Annotated in this window: 13 protein-coding genes; 7 read left to right on the top strand and 6 right to left on the bottom strand. The window is 72.4% G+C overall.

The features are described 5' to 3' along the window. Nucleotides 1-350: 350 nt before the first annotated feature. The 3 genes from ACIBEA_RS22295 to ACIBEA_RS22285 form a co-directional block, all read right to left on the bottom strand. Nucleotides 351-2,597, bottom strand: coding sequence for a serine hydrolase (locus ACIBEA_RS22295; RefSeq protein WP_399263488.1), 2,247 nt, complete (start codon nucleotides 2,595-2,597; stop codon nucleotides 351-353). 174 nt (nucleotides 2,598-2,771) lie between these two features. Then, on the bottom strand, nucleotides 2,772-3,125 hold the full coding sequence (locus tag ACIBEA_RS22290) for a hypothetical protein (RefSeq protein ID WP_399263486.1): 354 nt from the start codon (nucleotides 3,123-3,125) through the stop codon (nucleotides 2,772-2,774). A 92-nt stretch (nucleotides 3,126-3,217) separates the two neighbouring features. Beyond that, the gene (locus ACIBEA_RS22285; RefSeq protein ID WP_399263484.1) at nucleotides 3,218-3,751 is read right to left on the bottom strand and encodes a GNAT family N-acetyltransferase; all 534 of its coding nucleotides are present in this window, start codon (nucleotides 3,749-3,751) and stop codon (nucleotides 3,218-3,220) included. 178 nt (nucleotides 3,752-3,929) lie between these two features. Between ACIBEA_RS22285 and ACIBEA_RS22280 the strand changes: the two genes are divergently transcribed. Together ACIBEA_RS22280 and ACIBEA_RS22275 are read left to right on the top strand one after the other, a co-directional pair. Then, nucleotides 3,930-5,240: a sulfite oxidase gene (locus ACIBEA_RS22280; protein ID WP_399263482.1), complete on the top strand. Its 1,311-nt coding sequence runs from the start codon at nucleotides 3,930-3,932 to the stop codon at nucleotides 5,238-5,240. A 90-nt stretch (nucleotides 5,241-5,330) separates the two neighbouring features. Continuing rightward, the gene (locus ACIBEA_RS22275; RefSeq protein ID WP_399263480.1) at nucleotides 5,331-6,761 is read left to right on the top strand and encodes a hypothetical protein; all 1,431 of its coding nucleotides are present in this window, start codon (nucleotides 5,331-5,333) and stop codon (nucleotides 6,759-6,761) included. A 138-nt stretch (nucleotides 6,762-6,899) separates the two neighbouring features. Here ACIBEA_RS22275 and ACIBEA_RS22270 read toward each other — a convergent pair whose 3' ends face one another. Then, complete coding sequence (locus ACIBEA_RS22270) at nucleotides 6,900-8,705, bottom strand: ABC transporter permease/substrate binding protein (protein WP_399263478.1); 1,806 nt, start codon at nucleotides 8,703-8,705, stop codon at nucleotides 6,900-6,902. Next, nucleotides 8,705-9,820 (bottom strand): glycine betaine/L-proline ABC transporter ATP-binding protein, encoded by a 1,116-nt coding sequence (locus ACIBEA_RS22265; RefSeq protein WP_399263942.1) that lies wholly within the window; start codon nucleotides 9,818-9,820, stop codon nucleotides 8,705-8,707. The genes ACIBEA_RS22270 and ACIBEA_RS22265 overlap by 1 nt, the downstream gene beginning before the upstream one ends. Before the next feature lie 325 nt (nucleotides 9,821-10,145). Here ACIBEA_RS22265 and ACIBEA_RS22260 point away from each other — a divergent pair, with 325 nt between their 5' ends. Further along, nucleotides 10,146-10,778: a VanZ family protein gene (locus ACIBEA_RS22260; RefSeq protein ID WP_399263476.1), complete on the top strand. Its 633-nt coding sequence runs from the start codon at nucleotides 10,146-10,148 to the stop codon at nucleotides 10,776-10,778. 27 nt (nucleotides 10,779-10,805) lie between these two features. Here ACIBEA_RS22260 and ACIBEA_RS22255 read toward each other — a convergent pair whose 3' ends face one another. Beyond that, on the bottom strand, nucleotides 10,806-11,627 hold the full coding sequence (locus ACIBEA_RS22255) for a DeoR/GlpR family DNA-binding transcription regulator (protein WP_399263474.1): 822 nt from the start codon (nucleotides 11,625-11,627) through the stop codon (nucleotides 10,806-10,808). A 474-nt stretch (nucleotides 11,628-12,101) separates the two neighbouring features. On the opposite strand from ACIBEA_RS22255, the gene ACIBEA_RS22250 reads away from it, so the two are divergent. From ACIBEA_RS22250 to ACIBEA_RS22235, 4 genes are all read left to right on the top strand, one after another. Further along, nucleotides 12,102-13,628 (top strand): NPCBM/NEW2 domain-containing protein, encoded by a 1,527-nt coding sequence (locus tag ACIBEA_RS22250; RefSeq protein WP_399263940.1) that lies wholly within the window; start codon nucleotides 12,102-12,104, stop codon nucleotides 13,626-13,628. A gap of 26 nt (nucleotides 13,629-13,654) precedes the next feature. After that, nucleotides 13,655-14,710, top strand: coding sequence for a substrate-binding domain-containing protein (locus tag ACIBEA_RS22245; protein WP_399263472.1), 1,056 nt, complete (start codon nucleotides 13,655-13,657; stop codon nucleotides 14,708-14,710). 128 nt (nucleotides 14,711-14,838) lie between these two features. After that, nucleotides 14,839-16,440, top strand: a complete 1,602-nt coding sequence (locus tag ACIBEA_RS22240) for a sugar ABC transporter ATP-binding protein (protein WP_399263470.1) — start codon at nucleotides 14,839-14,841, stop codon at nucleotides 16,438-16,440. Next, nucleotides 16,437-17,498, top strand: a complete 1,062-nt coding sequence (locus ACIBEA_RS22235; protein ID WP_399263468.1) for an ABC transporter permease — start codon at nucleotides 16,437-16,439, stop codon at nucleotides 17,496-17,498. Before ACIBEA_RS22240 ends, ACIBEA_RS22235 begins: the two co-directional genes overlap by 4 nt. Nucleotides 17,499-17,589: the final 91 nt, after the last annotated feature.

Below are 17,589 nucleotides of genomic sequence, written 5' to 3'. Positions count from 1 at the left end.
CCTGCGCTGTCCGGATTTAGTCGTTCCTCTTGCTCCCAGGGGCCCCGCACGCGCCTCCCGCCCCGCCGTCACCGCGGGCTCGGGACGCCCTCGCCGCGCGCCCCCGGCGACCGGGGTCCGTGGCGCAGGTCACCACCGCGGCGCGGGCACGGCGGAGCGCGGCGACGGCGCCGGATACAGTCGCGCCGCCCACCGAACAGCCCGACGGACCGGGGTCCGTCAGGAGTTGTCCGATGGGCGGCGCGGTCGTCCGCCCGGGTGCGTAGACGAGGTAGCACTCGTGGCGCTCCATGACGAGCGGGTTGTCGTACGGCGAACGGCGGGTGTACGCACCCCCGCGCCCGGATCCCCTACCCGAGGCGCAGCACCTTGGCCCCGAACGACGGCTCGACCAGGTCCTCCTTCAGCGCCAGCGGGATCGTGGCCGCCCCGGGCCCGTCGCCCAGCACCAGCTCACCGACCTGGGTGCCCGCCTTCGCCGCGTGCGGCAGCCCCTTGCCGCCGTCGGCGAGCCGCAGCTTCACCTTCTGGCCCGGTACGCCGACCAACTGGCCGTCGCGGGTGGCCACGAGCGGGGTGCGCTTGCCGAGCTTGTCGTCCACGTACCCGACGACCTGGCCCTTCTTCACGGCGCCGGCAGCCGTCAGGGCGCCCCGTACCGACTCGATGATCTTCCTGCTGTTCGTCTTGACGAGCTCCAGGCTGTCCAGCGCGTCCTTGTCGGGTGCGGGAGCGCGCTGCTCCAAGGTGGCTCCGACGATCAGCTGGTCCTTGCCGCCGACCGACCTGTACGCCGCCCACATCAGGGCCCCGCCCGCCGCCGAGCTGGAGCCGGTCTTGATGCCCGCGACGCTGAGGTTGGCCAGCAGCAGGTTGCCGTTGTTGTTGATCAGCGGCTTCTGGAGGCCCTGGATCGGGGCACTCGGCAGGTTCACGATCGCCCGGAAGGCGTCGAACCGCATGACCGCCTCGGCCAGTTTGAGCTGGTCCTCGGCCGTGCTCTTCGTCCCCGCGTCGAGTCCGCTGGGGTCGGTGTAGGTGGTGTTCGTCATGCCGAGCTCCTTGGCGGCGGCGTTCATCTTCGCGACGAACCCGGCCTCCGCGTCACTGCCGCTGTCCCAGCGGGCCAGCAGCCGGGCGGCGTTGTTGCCCGACGGGACCATCAGCATCTTCAGCACGTCCTGCTGACTGAACTTGGTGCCGGCGGTCAGCCCTTCGACCCGCGACTCGTCCTCGGACTTGCCGTCCGCGACCGTCTGGGCGTCGATCTCGATCTGGGGGCCGGCCTCGCCCTTCTTCAGCGGGTGATCCGTGAGGATGACGTACGCCGTCATCACCTTGGCGACGCTCGCGATCGGTACGGGCTTCTGCTCGCCGAAACTGCCGGCGTCCCCGCTGCCGACGACGCGCATCGCGCCCTGGCCCGCGCTCGGCCACGGCGCGGTGTAGGTCCCGTCGAAGGTGAAGGACGCCGGGGCGGCCCCGGTGGTCACGGTCGGCTCGGGCAGCGGCCGCACCATCTGGGCCACCACGGCCGCGCCGACCAGCCCGAGCAGCACGGGCGTCCAGATCTTGACCCGGCGCCCGAGGGTGCGGGCCGTGGTCTCCGGCGGCGGGGGCGTGTTGGTGAGCTGCGCCAGCAGGTCGAGGGCCGGTACGGGCTGCGGGGGTTCCGGGGCGGTGGGCCTGGCGGTGGGGGCGGGTGCTGCCGCCGGGGGTGCGGATGCCGCTGCGACGGGGGCCGGGGCCTGGGTGCGGGCCGGGGGTGCGGATGCCGCTGCGGCGGGGGCCTGGGTGCGGGCCGGGGGTGCGGCGCGCTCGTCCGGGGCGGGGGCCTTGGCCGGGGCCGCGCCCTTGGCCCAGGAGGGGGTGGTCGGGGCGGGGGCGGCCGGCGCCTTGGCCGGTGCGCCCGTCGACTCCAGCGGCTTGAGTGCGACGAAGGTGCTGGTCCGCTCGTTGTCGGACTCCGGCACCGCCGAACGGCCGGCCCCGGCTCCGGTCGACTCCCCGCCACCGGTCCGGGACGAGTCCTCGGTCCCGGCCTTCGACGAAGCCTCGCCCCGGGCTCCGGCCGATGCCTCGGTCGGGGCCTTGGCGGGTGCCTGAGGCTGCGGCTTGGTCGGGGCCTTGGCGGGTGCCTGAGGCTGTGCCGCGGCTGATGCCTTGGTCGGGGCCTTGGCGGATGCCTCGCTCGACGGCTTGGTCGACCGCTCGGCCGACACCTCGGCAGGTGCCTCGCTCGACGCGTCGGCCGATGCCTCGGCGGGCGCCTTGGCGGGTGCCTCGGGCTGTGCCTTGGTCGCGGTATCAACGGCCGCCCCGGCTTCGGGTCGTGCCGGCTCGTCCGCGGGCTCGCGAACGGATGCGGCGGGCTCCGCCTCGATGCGGGAGTCGGAATCCGGCTCCGCCTCGGCCCGGGGAGCGGAATCCGGCTCCCCTTCGCTCGCTGGGGCGGGGACCGCGGCCTGATCGGCGGGGGCCGGGGCGGCTTCGGGGGGCGCCGGTTCGGGAGTGGACGTCTCCACCGCGTCCGCGGTCGAACCCTGCGCGCTCTTCGACGTGTCGGACGATTCGCCCGCCACTGGTACCGCCTTCATCCCTCGTGCCACCTAGCTTCTACCGGCCGGGACACCAGCCCGCCCTCTGTCTCGTGGTGTCGGTGACGCCCCCGCGGGGGTGCCACTCGATCATGTAGAGACCCCGGAGGCACCCATTGGTTCCGGGAAAACGGCCATAAATATCCGCATTGCGTCCAGCGGCGCGCGTACGCCCTACAACAGGCCCGTACCGAGCCGCGGTACGAAGAGGTGCGCGGCCCTGTGTTCCGCCGCCAGCCAGGACGCACCCGCTCCCAACAGGCCCGACGCCGTGGCACGGGCGAGGGCCTGACGGTGTTCCGAGCACGGCTCGCAGCCGGGGGTCCAGTGCGGGATGTGCTCCAGGTGCATGTTCGCCAGGTGCCGGGCCAGCCGGGTGCGCGCGGCCCCGGCCGCGTCCTTCGGCCCGTCGGCCCCCGCGTGGACGTTCTGCACCAGCGCGTACAGCCGGACGCATTCCGCGCAGTCGGACATCCAGGCCGGGGTCGGCGGCCACTGGGTTGCGGGGCTGACGCCGTCGACACTCATGGGCCCACCTTAGTTGCAGGTCACGGCCGCACCGGTCGATGAGGCCGTGTCGCCGGGCCGGCACCGGGCGCACGGCCGCGCGCGTCGGCCCGTCAGGCCTCGTACTCGGTCAGGTCGATGGTGTACACACGCAGCAGGTGGCCGTGGTCGGGTTGGGCCACGTCGCGGTGCGTCTCCATGCCCAGCTTGCGGATCACGTTCTCCGACTCGTCGTTGCCCACCCGGTTGATGGCGATGACCCGGTCGAGGCCCCGGTCCTGGAGCGCGAACTCCAACGTCGCGTGCGCGGCTTCGGAGGCGTAGCCCTGGCCCCAGAAGGGGCGGCCGAGCCGCCAGGTGATCTCCACCTCGTGCGCGAAGTCCGGCAGGGCGTCCGGCACGGTCAGCCCCACGGCCCCGATCAGCTCTCCCGAGGCGAGCAGCTCGACGGCGAAGAGGCCGAAGCCCTCGTCGTCCCACTCCTCCTCCCAGCGCTCGATGTCCCCGGCGGTCTCGTCCAGGTCGCGGGCGGATCCCTCGCCGATCCAGCGCATCACCTCCGGGTCGGCGTTGATCTCCGACAGCGGAACGAGGTCGTCGTCGTTCCAGCGGCGGAGGAGGAGTCGGGGGGTGCGGATCTCGGTCATGCCCCTCATCCTGCCGAACCTCGCCGGCCAGGGGTAATCGGCGCCCGCTCGGCTCCCCTCGTTTCCCCTCGTTGCGGCCGTATTGCAGGTTCGTGGCCAAGCCGGCCTGGGCGTTCCCGGGCCCGGGTCCGTGGCCCTACCGTCCGTCGGAACGCCCTGACGAAGGAGAGTTCCGCGCATGCCCCACGACCTCTCGGCCGAGAGCCGCTACGACCGCACCCGGCTGCGCCAGTGGGCCCGCGGGCGGGCCCGGTCCGCCGGAGTGGACCGCCGCGACCTGCTGAAGCTCTTCGCCGCCGGGGTCGGCGCTGCCGGCCTGCCGGCCCTGTCGGGCGGCCCCGCCGCCGCCGCGACCACGGGCGCCACCGGCGCGCCCACCGTACCCACCACACCCGCGCCGGTCGCGGGGCTCCCGGGCGTGGTCAAGCCGCTGCCGCCCGAGCTGTTCACGCTGCGCGGCACCAATGCCGAGACGAGGTTCGCCGCCCTGCGCGGCACCGGGCAGCTGACCCCGGTCGACCGCTTCTTCGTCCGCAACCACACCGCGACCCCGCGCGTCGACGCCGACTCGTGGAGGTTGAAGGTCTGGGGCAGCGGGCTGCGCGGCGCGGCCGTGGAATTCTCCTACGACCGGCTGCGTGCCCTGCCCGCCGTCGAGCGGACCCTGTTCATCGAGTGCGCGGGCAACGGCCGCAGCTTCTACACCACCCAGCAGGGCCAGCAGGTCACCGGCACCGCGTGGACGCTCGGCGCGGTCGGCGTGGCGCACTGGCGCGGGGCGCGCCTGTCGGACGTACTGCGCCACGCGGGCGTGCGCGCGGACGCCGTCGACGTCCTGCCGCGCGGGCTGGACGACGAGGTCGTCACGAACGGGGTGAACCTGGGACGGGTGCGGCGGCCGCTGCCCGTCTCGAAGGCGCTGGACGACGTCATCCTCGCGTACGAGATGAACGGGCGCCCGCTCCCGCCCGATCACGGCCACCCCGTGCGGGTCGTGGTGCCGGACTGGATCGGCATCTCCTCGATCAAGTGGGTCGGGGACATCGAGGTCAGTTCCACTCCCCTCTACACGCCCTGGAACACCGACCTGTACCGCCTCTTCGGCCCCGACCAGCCGCCGCAGGGCAGCGCCCCGCTCACCCGGCAGACCCTCAAGAGCGCCTTCGAGCTGGAGCTGGGCGCCACGGTGCCCGTGCACCGGACGCGGTTGCTGACCGGCCGCTCGTGGTCGGGCGCGGCGCCCGTGCGACGGGTGGAGGTCAGCACCGACGGCGGTCGGCACTGGCAGCGGGCCCGGCTGCACGATGCGCCGCGCCGGGGCAACTGGGTCCGCTGGTCGCTGCCGTGGACCCCGCGGGCCACGGGTACGACCGCGCTGCTCGCCCGGGCCACCGACGCGACCGGTCGCACGCAGCCGGAGACCACCGCGCACAACACGCAGGGGTACCTCTTCGACGCGGTCGTCCGACACCCCGTGACCGTGGTCTGAACCTTTGCCCGCGCAACCCTTGACGCTCCGTGTAAGGAGGAAATAATGACTCGGCCGACATGATCGGCTGAGTACATCAGGGGTGGGGACATGCAGGTCAATGAGGAATCGGCCGAGGACGTGCGCGGCCGTGCCCGGGAGTTCATACGGCTCGGACGGCTGGAGGAAGCCCGCGGGGTTGCGAGTGCGTTCATCGAGGCGGAGGGGGCGGACGCGGGGGTGTTCCTGGCCCTGGGCGAGGCGCACGCCGCCGAGGACGACGACGAACACGACGACCTCGCGGAGCGGGCGTACCAACGGGGCCTGGCGGCCTTCCCGGACGACGTCGGGCTCCTGACCGCCTACGCGCGGCTCTGTCTGACCAGCGATGTCAACGAGCGGCCCCGGCGCTTCGACCGAGGACCAGCGCTCGCCGCGCGCGTGCGGGAACTGGCGCCGGATTCGGCCCACGTACGGTCACTGACCTCGGTGCAGCGCGGGCCGGGACGGAACCGGCCGCCGAAGGGACCGTCGTCGTACCGCGTGCAGACCCACGACCTGAGGTGGGCGCTGAAGCGCGTGCCCGACCGGGCCGTGGCGATCGAGGCGTACCGGGCCGCCGCCGCGGCGCACCCGGCCGACGTGCGCCGACAGGTACTGGCGCACACGCTCGCGGCCTTCGAGCGTCCCGTGGTGGCGCGGCTCCTGCCGATCGTGGTGCACCCCCGCGCGTACGGCCTCGTGCACGCGGCCTGCCTGATCGCGCTGCTCGTCGGCCGGGTCCGGTGGGGCAACTCCGCAGGGGCCCTGGGCCTGGTGCTGGTGGGCATCCTCGCCGTCAGCCTCCCCCGGCTCGCAGTGCAGCGGGTGCTGCGCAAGGCACGATGCGCGGCGGGCCCGTGGCCCGGGGGCGACTTCGCCCCGGGCCTGGCGACGGACGGGGTTTCCGAGAGCGGGTTGCCGCCCGTGCCCGCCTACACGGCGCGCGAACTCAGGGGCCTGCTGGCCCCTCTTGCGTTGGTCCTGGTCACCGTGGTGGCGACGACGGCGTGGTCGTGGGCCCTCGCCCGGCAGTATCCGCGCTACGAGGTGTCGGCGCCGGCCACGCTGGCCGGCATGCCGTTGACCTCCGACGGACCGCTCGCCGAGCTCGCCCGCACCGGCGCGACCACCATGCCCGAGGAATCGTTCCACCTCGCGTACGACCCGGTGGGCGACGGTGTCGAGGGGATTGCCGTCGTCGGGAGCGTCGGCGATCTGCACGACGCGCGGGCCGAGATGGTCGACCTCCCCCGGATCGCCGTCGCCGGATCGCCGGACGTCCGCGTCACGGAGGTCTGGCGCCCCGACCCCGGCGCCCTCGGCGGCTGGGTGCAGTGCCTCTCCGCCGAGGCCGGGGGCGCGGTCATGCACAACTGCGCGTGGGCCGACAAGGGCAGCTTCGGCTACGTGCTCCTCCGTGGTCCCGCCCTGGACCGGGACCGGGTGAGCGACCTGGCACGCACCGCCCGGGAAGCGGTGCTCCACCGCATCGACGACTGACGCGAGCCTCCCCTGGGTTCGCCCGGGAACGCCCGAACGGCCCCGGCCGACCGGCGCGCCACGTCGTGGGACGCGTGCCGGTCGAACGGGGCCGTTCGGGCCGTGGGGTGCTCGGGGCGGTACAGCTGGGCGCCGCCGCTAGTGCGCGGCGACCGCAGCCTTGCCGCCGACCTGCGGGTTCTCCTTGAGCCAGGCGCGCACGGCTTCCTGCTCCTTGCCCTTGCCCGTCTCCTGGATCTTCGCCTCCAGGCCGGTGAGCTGCTTCTCCGTCAGCTTGAAGTCGCGCAGCCAGGAGGTCACCTCGGGCTCGTCCGTGGCGAAGCCCTTGCGGGCGAGGCTGTGGATGCCGTCGCCCTTGCCCCAGATGCCCTTGGGGTCGGCGAGCTTGGTCAGGTCGTAGGAGGCGTAGGCCCAGTGCGGCGACCAGAGCATGACCGCGACGGGTTCCTTCTTGTCGTAGGCCCGCTTGAGTTCCGCGAGCATGCCCGGGGTGGAACCGTCGACGACCTTGTACTCGCCGTCGAGGCCGTACTCCTTGAGCACCTTGCTCTTGAGCAGTCCCATCGCGCCCGCGCTCGGCTCGATGCCGATGATGCGGCCCTTGAACTCGGCCGACTTGCCCTTGAGGTCGGCGAGGGACTTGACGTCCTTCACGTAGGAGGGGACCGACAGCTCCAGGGAGGTCGGCCCGTACCAGGAGCCCAGGTCGTCGAGCTTGTTCCCGTACTTCGCCCAGTACTCGGCCTGGGTGACCGGCAGCCAGCCGTCGGTCTGGAAGTCGACCTGGCCGCCCGCGAGGCCGGTGAAGAGCGCGCCCAGTTCGAGCTGGCGGGCCTCCACCTGGAAGCCGCGGCGCTCCAGGAGCTCCTTCCACAGGAAGGTGGAGGCGATGCCCTCGTCCCACGGGATGTACCCGATGCTGATCTTGCGGCCCTTGCCGATGTCGTCGGCCGCGTCGACGGTCGTGTGGCCCGTTCCGCCGAAAGCGTTCAGGCCGCCCGCGACCAGGGCCAGCACCACCGCGCCGGTCAGGGCGTGGACGGGCTGCGGACGGTGGTTCCACACCTTCTTCGGGCCGCTCGCCAGGGCGAGGGCCTTCGCGAGGGTGCGGCGGCCGAGGGGCGAGACCTGCCGACCGAGCGCGCCGGTCATCCGGTCCAGGTACATGGCGAGGATGACGATGGAGATGCCCGCCTCGAAGCCGAGGCCGATGTCGATGTTGCCGATGGCGCGGTAGACCGCGCCGCCCAGGCCGCCGCCACCGACCATGCCCGCGATCACGACCATCGACAGGCTCAGCATGATCACCTGGTTGATGCCCGCCATGATCGTGGGCAGGGCGAGCGGGAGCTGGACCTTGACCAGCGTGTTGCGGGGGGTGGTGCCGAAGGCGTCGGCGGCCTCCACGAGCTCCCCGTCGACCTGGCGGATGCCGAGTTCGGTCATCCGTACGCCGGGCGGCAGCGAGAAGACGATGGTGGCGATGATGCCGGGGACCACGCCCACGCCGAAGAAGATGATGCCGGGGATCAGGTAGACCATGGCGGGCATGGTCTGCATGAAGTCCAGCACCGGGCGCAGGACGCCGCTCACGCGCGTGGAGCGGGAGGCCCAGATGCCCAGCGGGACCGCGATGACGAGGGTCACCAGGGTCGCTACGAGCACCAGGGACAGTGTGGACATCGCTTCGTCCCACAGCTGCACGGAGTCGATGAGGGCGAGGCCCGCGAAGGCGAGCAGTGCGGCGAGCAGGCCGCGCAGCCACCAGGCGGCGACGGCGAGGATGCCCGCGAAGAGCAGCGGGTGCGGGAAGGACAGCACGGCGTCGAAGCCGTCGTACAGGCCCGTGACGACGGCGCTGATCGCGTCGAACAGCCAGGACAGGTGGCTCTGGAGGAAGTCGACCGCGTGGTCGACCCACACGCCGAGGTGGAGGCGGGGCATCAGACGGACACCTCCTTCTTGCGCTCCGGGTGCTGGCGGGGCACGGCGGCGCGGTCGCAGCGCAGCGGCGCGCGCTGCTCGTCGCCGATGAAGGCGACCAGCCGGGACTGCGGTACGCGGCCCAGCACGACGCCGTCGGCGTCCGTGACGGCGACGGGGTGCGGCACCCGGGCACTGACCGCGCACAGCTCGGCGAGCGGGGTGTCGGCGCTGACGGTGGGGCAGTCGCAGGCGCGGTCCTCGGCGCCGCCCTCGGCACCGTCCGAGCGGCCTGGGTCGATCATCACGGCGTCGGCCGTGAGCACGCGGGAGCGGTCCACGTCCTGGATGAAGGAGGCGACGTAGTCGTCGGCGGGCCGCATCAGGATGTCCTCCGCGGTGCCGAGCTGGACGATCCGCCCGTTGCGCATCACGGCGATGGAGTCGCCGAGGCGCATCGCTTCGTTCAGGTCGTGGGTGATGAAGACGATGGTCTTCTTCAGCCGGTGCTGGATCTCCAGGAGCTGGTCCTGCATGTCGCGCCGGATCAGCGGGTCGAGCGCGCTGAAGGACTCGTCCATCAGCAGCAGGTCCGCGTCGGTGGCCAGGGCGCGGGCGAGGCCGACGCGCTGCTGCATGCCGCCGGAGAGTTCGTCGGGCCAGGAGCGCTCCCAGCCGGCCAGGCCGCACAGCTCCAGGGCCTCGGTGGCCCGGCGCTCGCGCTCGGCCCGGGGCACGCCCTGGACTTCGAGGCCGTAAGCGGCGTTCTCCAGCACGTCGCGGTGCGGGAACAGCGCGAAGTGCTGGAAGACCATGCTGATCTTCGTGGAGCGTACGTGGCGCAGCTCACCCGGGCTGAGCGCCGTGAGGTCCTGGCCGTCGTAGAGGACGCGCCCGGCGGTCGGTTCGAGCAGCCCGTTCAGCATGCGCAGCAGCGTGGACTTTCCGGAACCGGAGAGGCCCATGACGACGAAGATCTGGCCCGGCTCGACACTGAAGGAGGCGTCGATCACCGCTGCCGTCGTACCGTCGGCGCGCAGGTCGTCGCGGTCGGCGCCGCCCTCCAGGGAGCGCACCGCTTCCTCGGGTCGTCTTCCGAACACTTTGTAGACGTGCTCGGTCTGGAGCCTGGACACATGTACCTCGCGGGTCGTAGTGGGCACGGCGTGCCGGTCCTAAGGCCGGCGGCCGTGGAGCGATGCGGGATCCGCCCGCGTCGTCCCGGTCGGCAGACGGCACCGGACCGGGGTTCGCTCAAGAGGCGCAAATGCCCCATCGATGAATGAACAAACGCAAAGGTGATCCAGTTCACGTTTGCGGCGCACGGGGCCCGTCCCGCGTCAGGAGCCGGGCGCCGGGTACACGCGCGCCATGACACGGACCAGGAAGTGGAGTTGGGGCGCGCAGCCCTCGGGCGGTCCCCTCGGGGGGCCGAAAGTACGATCGTTCCCGCATCTCATCATGCGGACAGCCCTGATGCTCCTGGCCTTCGGCGCGATGGTCGCGTTCAGCGTGCTGCTGGCCCGCCTCACCTTGGAGCCCTCGGCCGCGTCGGAGGGCCTCATCCACAGCAATCTGCGGCCCGGCAGCTCGATCCGCGCGTACGTCGACCGGGGCACCGTGCGCGAGGCGGCCCGCCAGCTCGGCGGGAACCTCCTCCTCGGCGTCCCCTTCGGCGTGCTGCTGCCGGTGCTGCTGCCCCGGGCCAGGGGGGCGGTGCGCGTGGTGGTGGCCACCGCGACCGTGATGACCCTGGTGGAGCTGGTCCAGGGCGCCCTCGTCACCGGGCGGACCTTCGACATCGACGACGTGATCCTCAACACGTCCGGCGCGCTGCTCGGCTACCTGCTGCTCGGGCGGCGGCTCGGTCGGGCGGTCCATCCGCGGCGGCGGCACTGGTGGCACCGGTGGTACCCGCGACCGGAGCGGGCGACGGACGGGGCGGCCGGGACCGGGGCCGGTGCGAGGGCGGAGGCGAAGGCGAACGCGGCGGCGGAGGTCGAAGCGCAAGAGCGTGAGCAGGAGCAGGAGGAGGAACGGACCACCGTGCGGCCGGCGCGTCGCCACGGTCTGCGCCGGGTCCGGCGGTCCTGACCGGGCGCCGCGCCGGCGGGCGGGAGGTCACCGCGGGGCGGCTCCGGCCGGCCCCCCGACCACGAGGACCTCGCCGACCCGCTCGGCGACGGCGGCCGCCTCGTCGGGCGGCAGGACGTCGGTGACCAGCACGTCGATCTGGTCGAGGGTGGCGAAGGTGGTGAGCCCGACCGTCGTCCACTTGGTGCGGTCGGCGAGCACCACGGTCCGGCGGGCCGCGCGCAGGAAGGTCCGGTTGGTCTCGGCCTCGGCGAGGTTGGGGGTGGTCAGACCGGTCGAGGTGCCCAGCCCGTGGCAGCCGAGGAAGAGCACGTCCACGTGCAAGGAACGGATGGCCCGGTCGGCCACCGGCCCGACGAGCGCGTCGGAGGGCGTGCGGATGCCACCGGTCAGCAGCACCGTGGCGCCGCTCGCACCGCCGCCGAGCCGCGCCGCCTCGAAGACCTCCGCGGTCCGGATCGAATTGGTGACCACGGTCAGGCCCGGGATCTCGGTGAGCTCCCGGGCCAGCGCGTGGGTGGTGGTCCCCGCGGACAGGGCGACGGCCGACCCCGGTGCCACCAGGGCGGCCGCGGCCCGTGCGATCGAGCCCTTCGCGGCCCGTTCCCACCCGGACTTCGCGTCGAAGCCGGGTTCGTGGCTGCTGGGTTCACCACCGAGAACGGCCCCGCCGTGCACCTTCTGGAGCAGGCCGTCGCGGGCGAGGGCGTCCAGGTCGCGACGTACGGTCATGTCGGAGACGTTCAGGGAGCGGGTCAGCTCGTTCACCCGGACCCCGCCCCGGCGGCGCACCTCCTCCAGGATGTGCGCGCGACGCTGATGGGCCAGCAGACTGCCGGGATCGGCCATGCTGCGACTCCCTTCCTCGGGACGTGCGCCCCGGTCACGGAGAGCATCCTGACGACCCGCCCGGACGTCAACACATTCCAACAGAACCACGCGGGCCGGGCGTTGGTCTCCGGTGCACGCCGTATTGACATGCTCACGAAACGGCAGTGTGATGTGGGCCGTCCCGTTGGGTTCCGTTCGATCCTGGTGATTTCTCCCCACCGAAGGCACAGGGACCACCTCGATCGCCCGTAGGCCGCCGGGACGCGTCCGCGCACACGACCTCTCGCCCCCCAGGAGCCGTCCGTGCACTCGTCGCCCCCGCCACCCCGATTACGCCGCCCGCTCGCCCGATTGCGCCGCGCCGCCGCCGCCCTGTCGGCGCTGCCGCTCCTGGTCCCCGCGGCGGGCACCGTCGCACTGGCCGGGGCCGTGGTGGTCACCACCGCCCCGCCGGCCGCCGCCCTCCCCGACGGCCAGGCGCTCACGCCGCCCATGGGGTTCAACAACTGGAACTCCACCCACTGCCGGGCCGAATTCAACGAGAGCATGGTCAAGGGCATCGCCGACCTGTTCGTCGCCAAGGGGTTGAAGGCCGCCGGCTACCAGTACGTCAACCTCGACGACTGCTGGGCACTGGCGACCCGCAACGCCCAGGGCGACCTGGTCGCCGATCCGGTCCGCTTCCCGAACGGCATCAAGGCCGTCGCCGACTACGTCCACGGCAAAGGGCTCAAGTTCGGCGTCTACACCAGCGCCGGGACCAAGACCTGCAACACGGCGGGCTTCCCGGGCGGTCTGGGGCACGAACAGCAGGACGCGAACCTCTTCGCCTCCTTCGGGGTCGACTACCTCAAGTACGACAACTGCAACAACCAGGGCGTGGACGCCAAGAAGCGGTACACCGCCATGCGCGACGCGCTCCGCAACACCGGGCGGCCCATCGTGTTCTCCCTCTGCGAATGGGGCGAGAACCAACCGTGGAACTGGGCGGCCGACGTCGGCCACCTGTGGCGCACCACGGGTGACATCGGCGACAGCTGGTCCTCGATGATCAACATCGCGCACGCCGACCAGGGGCTCGCGCAATACGCCGGGCCCGGCCATTGGAACGACCCCGACATGCTGGAGGTCGGCAACGGCGGGATGACCGCCGTCGAGTACCGGACCCACTTCAGCCTCTGGTCGATGATGGCCGCACCGCTCCTGATCGGCAGCGACCTGCGCAAGGCGAGCGCCGAGACCTTCGCGACGCTGTCCAACGCCGACGTCATCGCGCTGGACCAGGACCCGCTCGGCCGTCAGGGCACCGTGGTCTCGGCCACCGGAGGTCTGGTGGTCATGGTCAAGGAGCTGCAGAACGGCGACCGGGCCGTGTCCTTGACCAACGAGACCGGGTCCACCGCCACGGTGTCCACCACCATGGACGCCCTGGGCATCGGGGGCCGCGCGCCGTACTCCCTCAAGGACCTGTGGACCAAGGCCACTTCGACCACCGACGGTCCCGGCCTGAGCGCCTCGGTCCCCCCGCACGCCACCACGGTCCACCGGATCTCCCCCGGCGCGCTCCCGCTCCCGCCCGCGGGCACCTCCTCGCTCTCCGACCTGCACTGGACCGGCGCTTCCAACGGTTGGGGCCCGGTGGAAGCGGACCGCAGCAACGGGGAGCAGGCCGCCGGTGACGGTCGCACGCTCACCGTGGGCGGAGTGACGTACCCCAAGGGCCTGGGCGTCCACGCGGCCAGCACGGTGACCTACCACCTGGGCGGCCGGTGCAGCGCGCTCACGGTGGACGTGGGCGTCGACGACGAGAAGGGCAGCAACGGCTCGGTGGTCTTCCAGATCTACCGGGACGCCGTCGAGGTGGCCGACAGCGGTCTGCTCACCACCGCGGACAGCGCCCGCAAGCTGACCGCCGATCTCACCGGCGGCCGGACGTTGAAGCTCGTCGTGACCGACGGCGGCAACGGCATCAACTCGGACCACGCGGACTGGGCCGCGCCCCGGCTCACCTGCAACTGACCCACTCGACACGGGAGTCACCGACCATGCAGCCGTCCCGCCCGCTCCGTACGGTCCACCGCTCCGCGGCCCTCACCGGCGTCCTCGCGCTCGTCCTCGCCCTGGGGGCCTGTTCCTCCGGGAAACCCTCCGGCGGGGCGGGCGGCAAGGCCCCGGCCGACGGCCCCCTATCCATCGCCTACCTCCAGAAGCAGGGCGACCAGGAGTACTTCGTCTCCGAGGCCGCGGGCGCGCGGCGCAAGGCCGACGAACTGGGCATCGCACTCAGGGTGGTCAATCTCGGCAACGACGCGTCCAAGACCATCACGGAGGTGAAGTCGGCGGCCGCGCAGAAGAACCGGGGCATCATCATCGTGGTCCCGGAGTCGGCCGTCGGACCGCAGGTCGTCGCGGAGGCGAAGAACGCCGGTATCGCACTGCTCACTTCGGACGACCAGGTCTGCGCGAACGGTCCGAAGCCCGCCGACTGCGCCGCGGCGGACCTGGTGCCCCGGGTGGGCTTCTCCGGCCTGCAGATGGGCAACGAGGTCGGCAAGCGCGCCGCCGCCGAGTTCCGCAAAGCGGGCTGGAGCCCCGCCGACTCCCGGATCATCTACGCCTGGAAGCAGGACACCACCGTCTGCACCGACCGGGTGAAGGGCGCCAAGGCCGCGTGGAAGGAGGCCGGCGGCCCCGAGGTCCAGGCCGTCGAGGTCGGTACGGACAACACCCCGGCCGGTGCGCAGGCGAAGGTCGAGGCCACGGTGACCGCCAACCAGAGCGTCCGGCACTGGGTGGTCATGGGGTGCAACGACGAGAACGTCGCGGGCGGGGTCAAGGGCCTGGCCAACGCCGGGGTCAAGGGCGCGGACGTCATCGGCATCGGCCTCGGCGCCTACCTGGCCTGCAAGGACTGGCAGGCGGGCGCCGACAACGGCATGAAGGCCGCGCTCTACATCCCCGGCGACGAGGTCGGGAAGCTGGCCGTCCAGGCGATGTACGACAAGCTCAAGAACGGCAAGGAGTTCGCCCCGGAGTCCTTCGCCCCGACCCGGATGGTGGACGCGACCAATTGGAAGGACGCCGGCTTCGGATGCAAGTGAGCGGATCGGTCGCGGGACGCAGCGCACGGGGCACGGGGCACGGGGCACGGGGCACGCGACACGGGCCACGGGGCACGGGGCACGGGGCACGGGCACGGGGAGAGCGGTGGTGGGTGCGGGTGACGCGGATGGATGAGGACGCGAACGGGCCCGACCCGGCGGGCGGACCGGGCGTGCGCGACATCGTCAAGAGCTACGGCGGGGTCCGGGCCCTGGTCGGGGTGAGCCTGGACTTCCCGGCGGGCACCGTGACCGCGCTCATGGGCGAGAACGGAGCGGGCAAGTCGACCCTGCTCAAGATCATCTGCGGCGACCAGGGCGCCGACTCGGGCGCGGTGCGGCTCGACGGCGTCCCCTTGCGCCTGCACTCCCCCGCCGACGCCCGGGCGGCCGGGATCCGGTTCATCCCGCAGGAGCCGGAGATCGTCCCGCACCTCAGCGTCGCGGAGAACGTCTACCTCGGCGCCCTGCCGACCCGCGCCGGGCGCCGCTTCGACCGACCCGGCTTGCGCCGACGGCTCGAAGCCGACCTGCTGCGGATCGGCTTCGCCGAGGTGCTCGACGCCGACGCCCTGGGCACCGATCTCACGGCGGCCCAACGCCAGTTGGTGGAGATCCTGCGGGCCCTGACCGGCGAGGCGAAGGTCATCGCCTTCGACGAACCGACCTCCTCCCTGTCGGAGCACGAGGTGGCCGCCCTGTTCACGCTCATCCGACGGCTGCGCGCGGACGGCCTGGCGGTGGTGTACGTATCCCACCGGATGCGGGAGATCTTCCAACTCGCGGATCGGGTCGCCGTGTTGCGCGACGGTGCGCTGGTCGGCGTAAGGGATGCGGCGGACACCGACGAGGGCGAGATCGTACGGATGATGGTCGGCCGGAAGCTGTCCGCCCTCTTCGCCCGCACGCACGCGGCCACCGACCGGGTCGTCCTCGACGTCCGGGGCGTGCACACCGACGACGTGCACGGGATCGACCTACAGGTCCGGGCCGGGGAGGTGGTGGCGCTCGCGGGGCTCGTCGGCGCCGGACGCTCCGAACTGGCCCGGGCCCTCGTCGGCGACCTCCCCCTGCGCGGCGGCTCGGTCAGCGTCGACGGCCGCGCCCTGCGACTACGACGCCCCTCCGACGCGGTGCGTGCCGGGATCGGGCTCGCGCCCGAGGAACGCAAGGCGCAAGCGCTGTTCATGGACCGGTCGGTGCGGGACAACACCACGCTGGTGGTGTTGGGCCCGCTCAGCCGCCTGCGGTTCGTCCGTCGGCGTGCGGAGCGGCGGCTCGCCCGCGAGTTCACCGATCGGCTGCGGGTGCGCGCGCCCTCCATCGAGCACCCGGTGCGCGAGCTTTCCGGCGGCAACCAGCAGAAGGTGGTGCTCGCCCGCTGGCTGGCGCGCCGGCCGAAGGTGCTGGTCCTCGACGAACCGACGCGCGGGATCGACGTCGGTGCCAAGGCCGAGATCTACCGGATCATCGCGGACCTCGCGCGGGCGGGTGTCGCCCTCCTGGTCATCTCCTCGGAACTGCCGGAGGTCCTGGGCCTGGCGGACCGGGTGGTGGTCATGCAGGACGGCCGGATCACGGGTGAGTTGAGCCGGGCCGAGGCCACCGAGGAGCGGGTCCTCGCGCTCGCCATGGCCGATGACCTGACCCCGGCCGTGACCGCGGCCGCGGGGCACGGCGCGCACGGCGCCGCGCACGACCGTACGGACGACAGCGAGGGACGGACATGACGACGAGGACGGCGCCCCCGAAGGAACCCGGCGGCTCCGGGACCGACGAGGACCGGGACCTGCCCGCTGCCAGGCCGCCGACCCGCGCGGCGGCCTGGCTCCGCGCGGTCGGCGGCCAGAACGTCGGCCTCATCGGCGGCCTGGTGCTGGTCACGGCCCTCTTCGGGTCCCTCAACCCGGCCTACCTCACCTGGGCCAACATCAAGGTGATCGGCGACGCGGTCACCATCTCGGGGCTGCTGGCCCTGGTGCAGACGGTGGTCATCATCTGCGGCGCCCTCGACATCTCCGTCGGGTCCCAGGTCGGCGTCGCCTCCGTCGTCTCCGCCATGGTGTTCACCTCGACCGGTTCCAACGCCCTGCTCGGCATCGCCGCGGCGCTCGGCGTCGGCCTGCTCGCCGGTCTGGTCAACGGCGCCGTGATCGTCTACGGGCGGATCAACCCGGTGATCGCCACCCTGGCCACCCTGGCCGTGTACAAGGGGGTCGCCCAACTGCTGTCGAAGGGCGCGGCGCAGGGCTACGTCAGCAACGACGACGTCTTCGTCTTCCTCGCGAACGGGTCGGTCCTCGGCGTACCCGTGCTGCTGTGGGTGCTGGCCCTGGTGACCGTCTGCATCCACCTGCTGCTCGGATACACGGACATCGGCCGCAACGTCTACGCCATCGGCGGCAACGACACCGCGGCCCGGCTGGCCGGGATCCACATCAACAAGTACCTGATCGCGGTCTACGGCCTGGCGGGCGTGGTGGCCGCGGTCGCCGGCGTGCTGCTGACCGCCCGCACCGGCTTCGGCCACCCGGTCTCGGGCAGCGAGGGCCTGGAGCTCAAGGCGATCACGGCGGCCGCCCTGGGCGGCTGCCTGCTGACCGGAGGCCGCGGCGATGTCGGCGGCACCCTGCTGGCGATCACCCTGCTGGGCGCCCTGGACAACGGCCTGACCGTCGAGGGCGTCAACCCCTTCTGGCAGAACGTCGCCCAGGGCGCCCTCCTGGTAGCCGCCGTGGTCATCCAGAAACGCCGCGCCCGCGAACGCGCGGTGGGCCTGCCGACCTAGGCCGTGTCTGATGGCTCTTTGATGAGGTCGCGGAGCCAGATCACGATGGCTGCTGTGGCCAGGGTTCCGTTGAAGATGTAGTCGCGTTTGT

The sequence above is a fragment of the Streptomyces sp. NPDC051555 genome, assembly GCF_044454405.1.
Classification (GTDB): Bacteria; Actinomycetota; Actinomycetes; order Streptomycetales; family Streptomycetaceae; genus Streptomyces.
The sequence above is the reverse complement of the archived record's forward strand: the minus strand, read 5'-3'. Positions and strand labels throughout refer to the sequence as shown.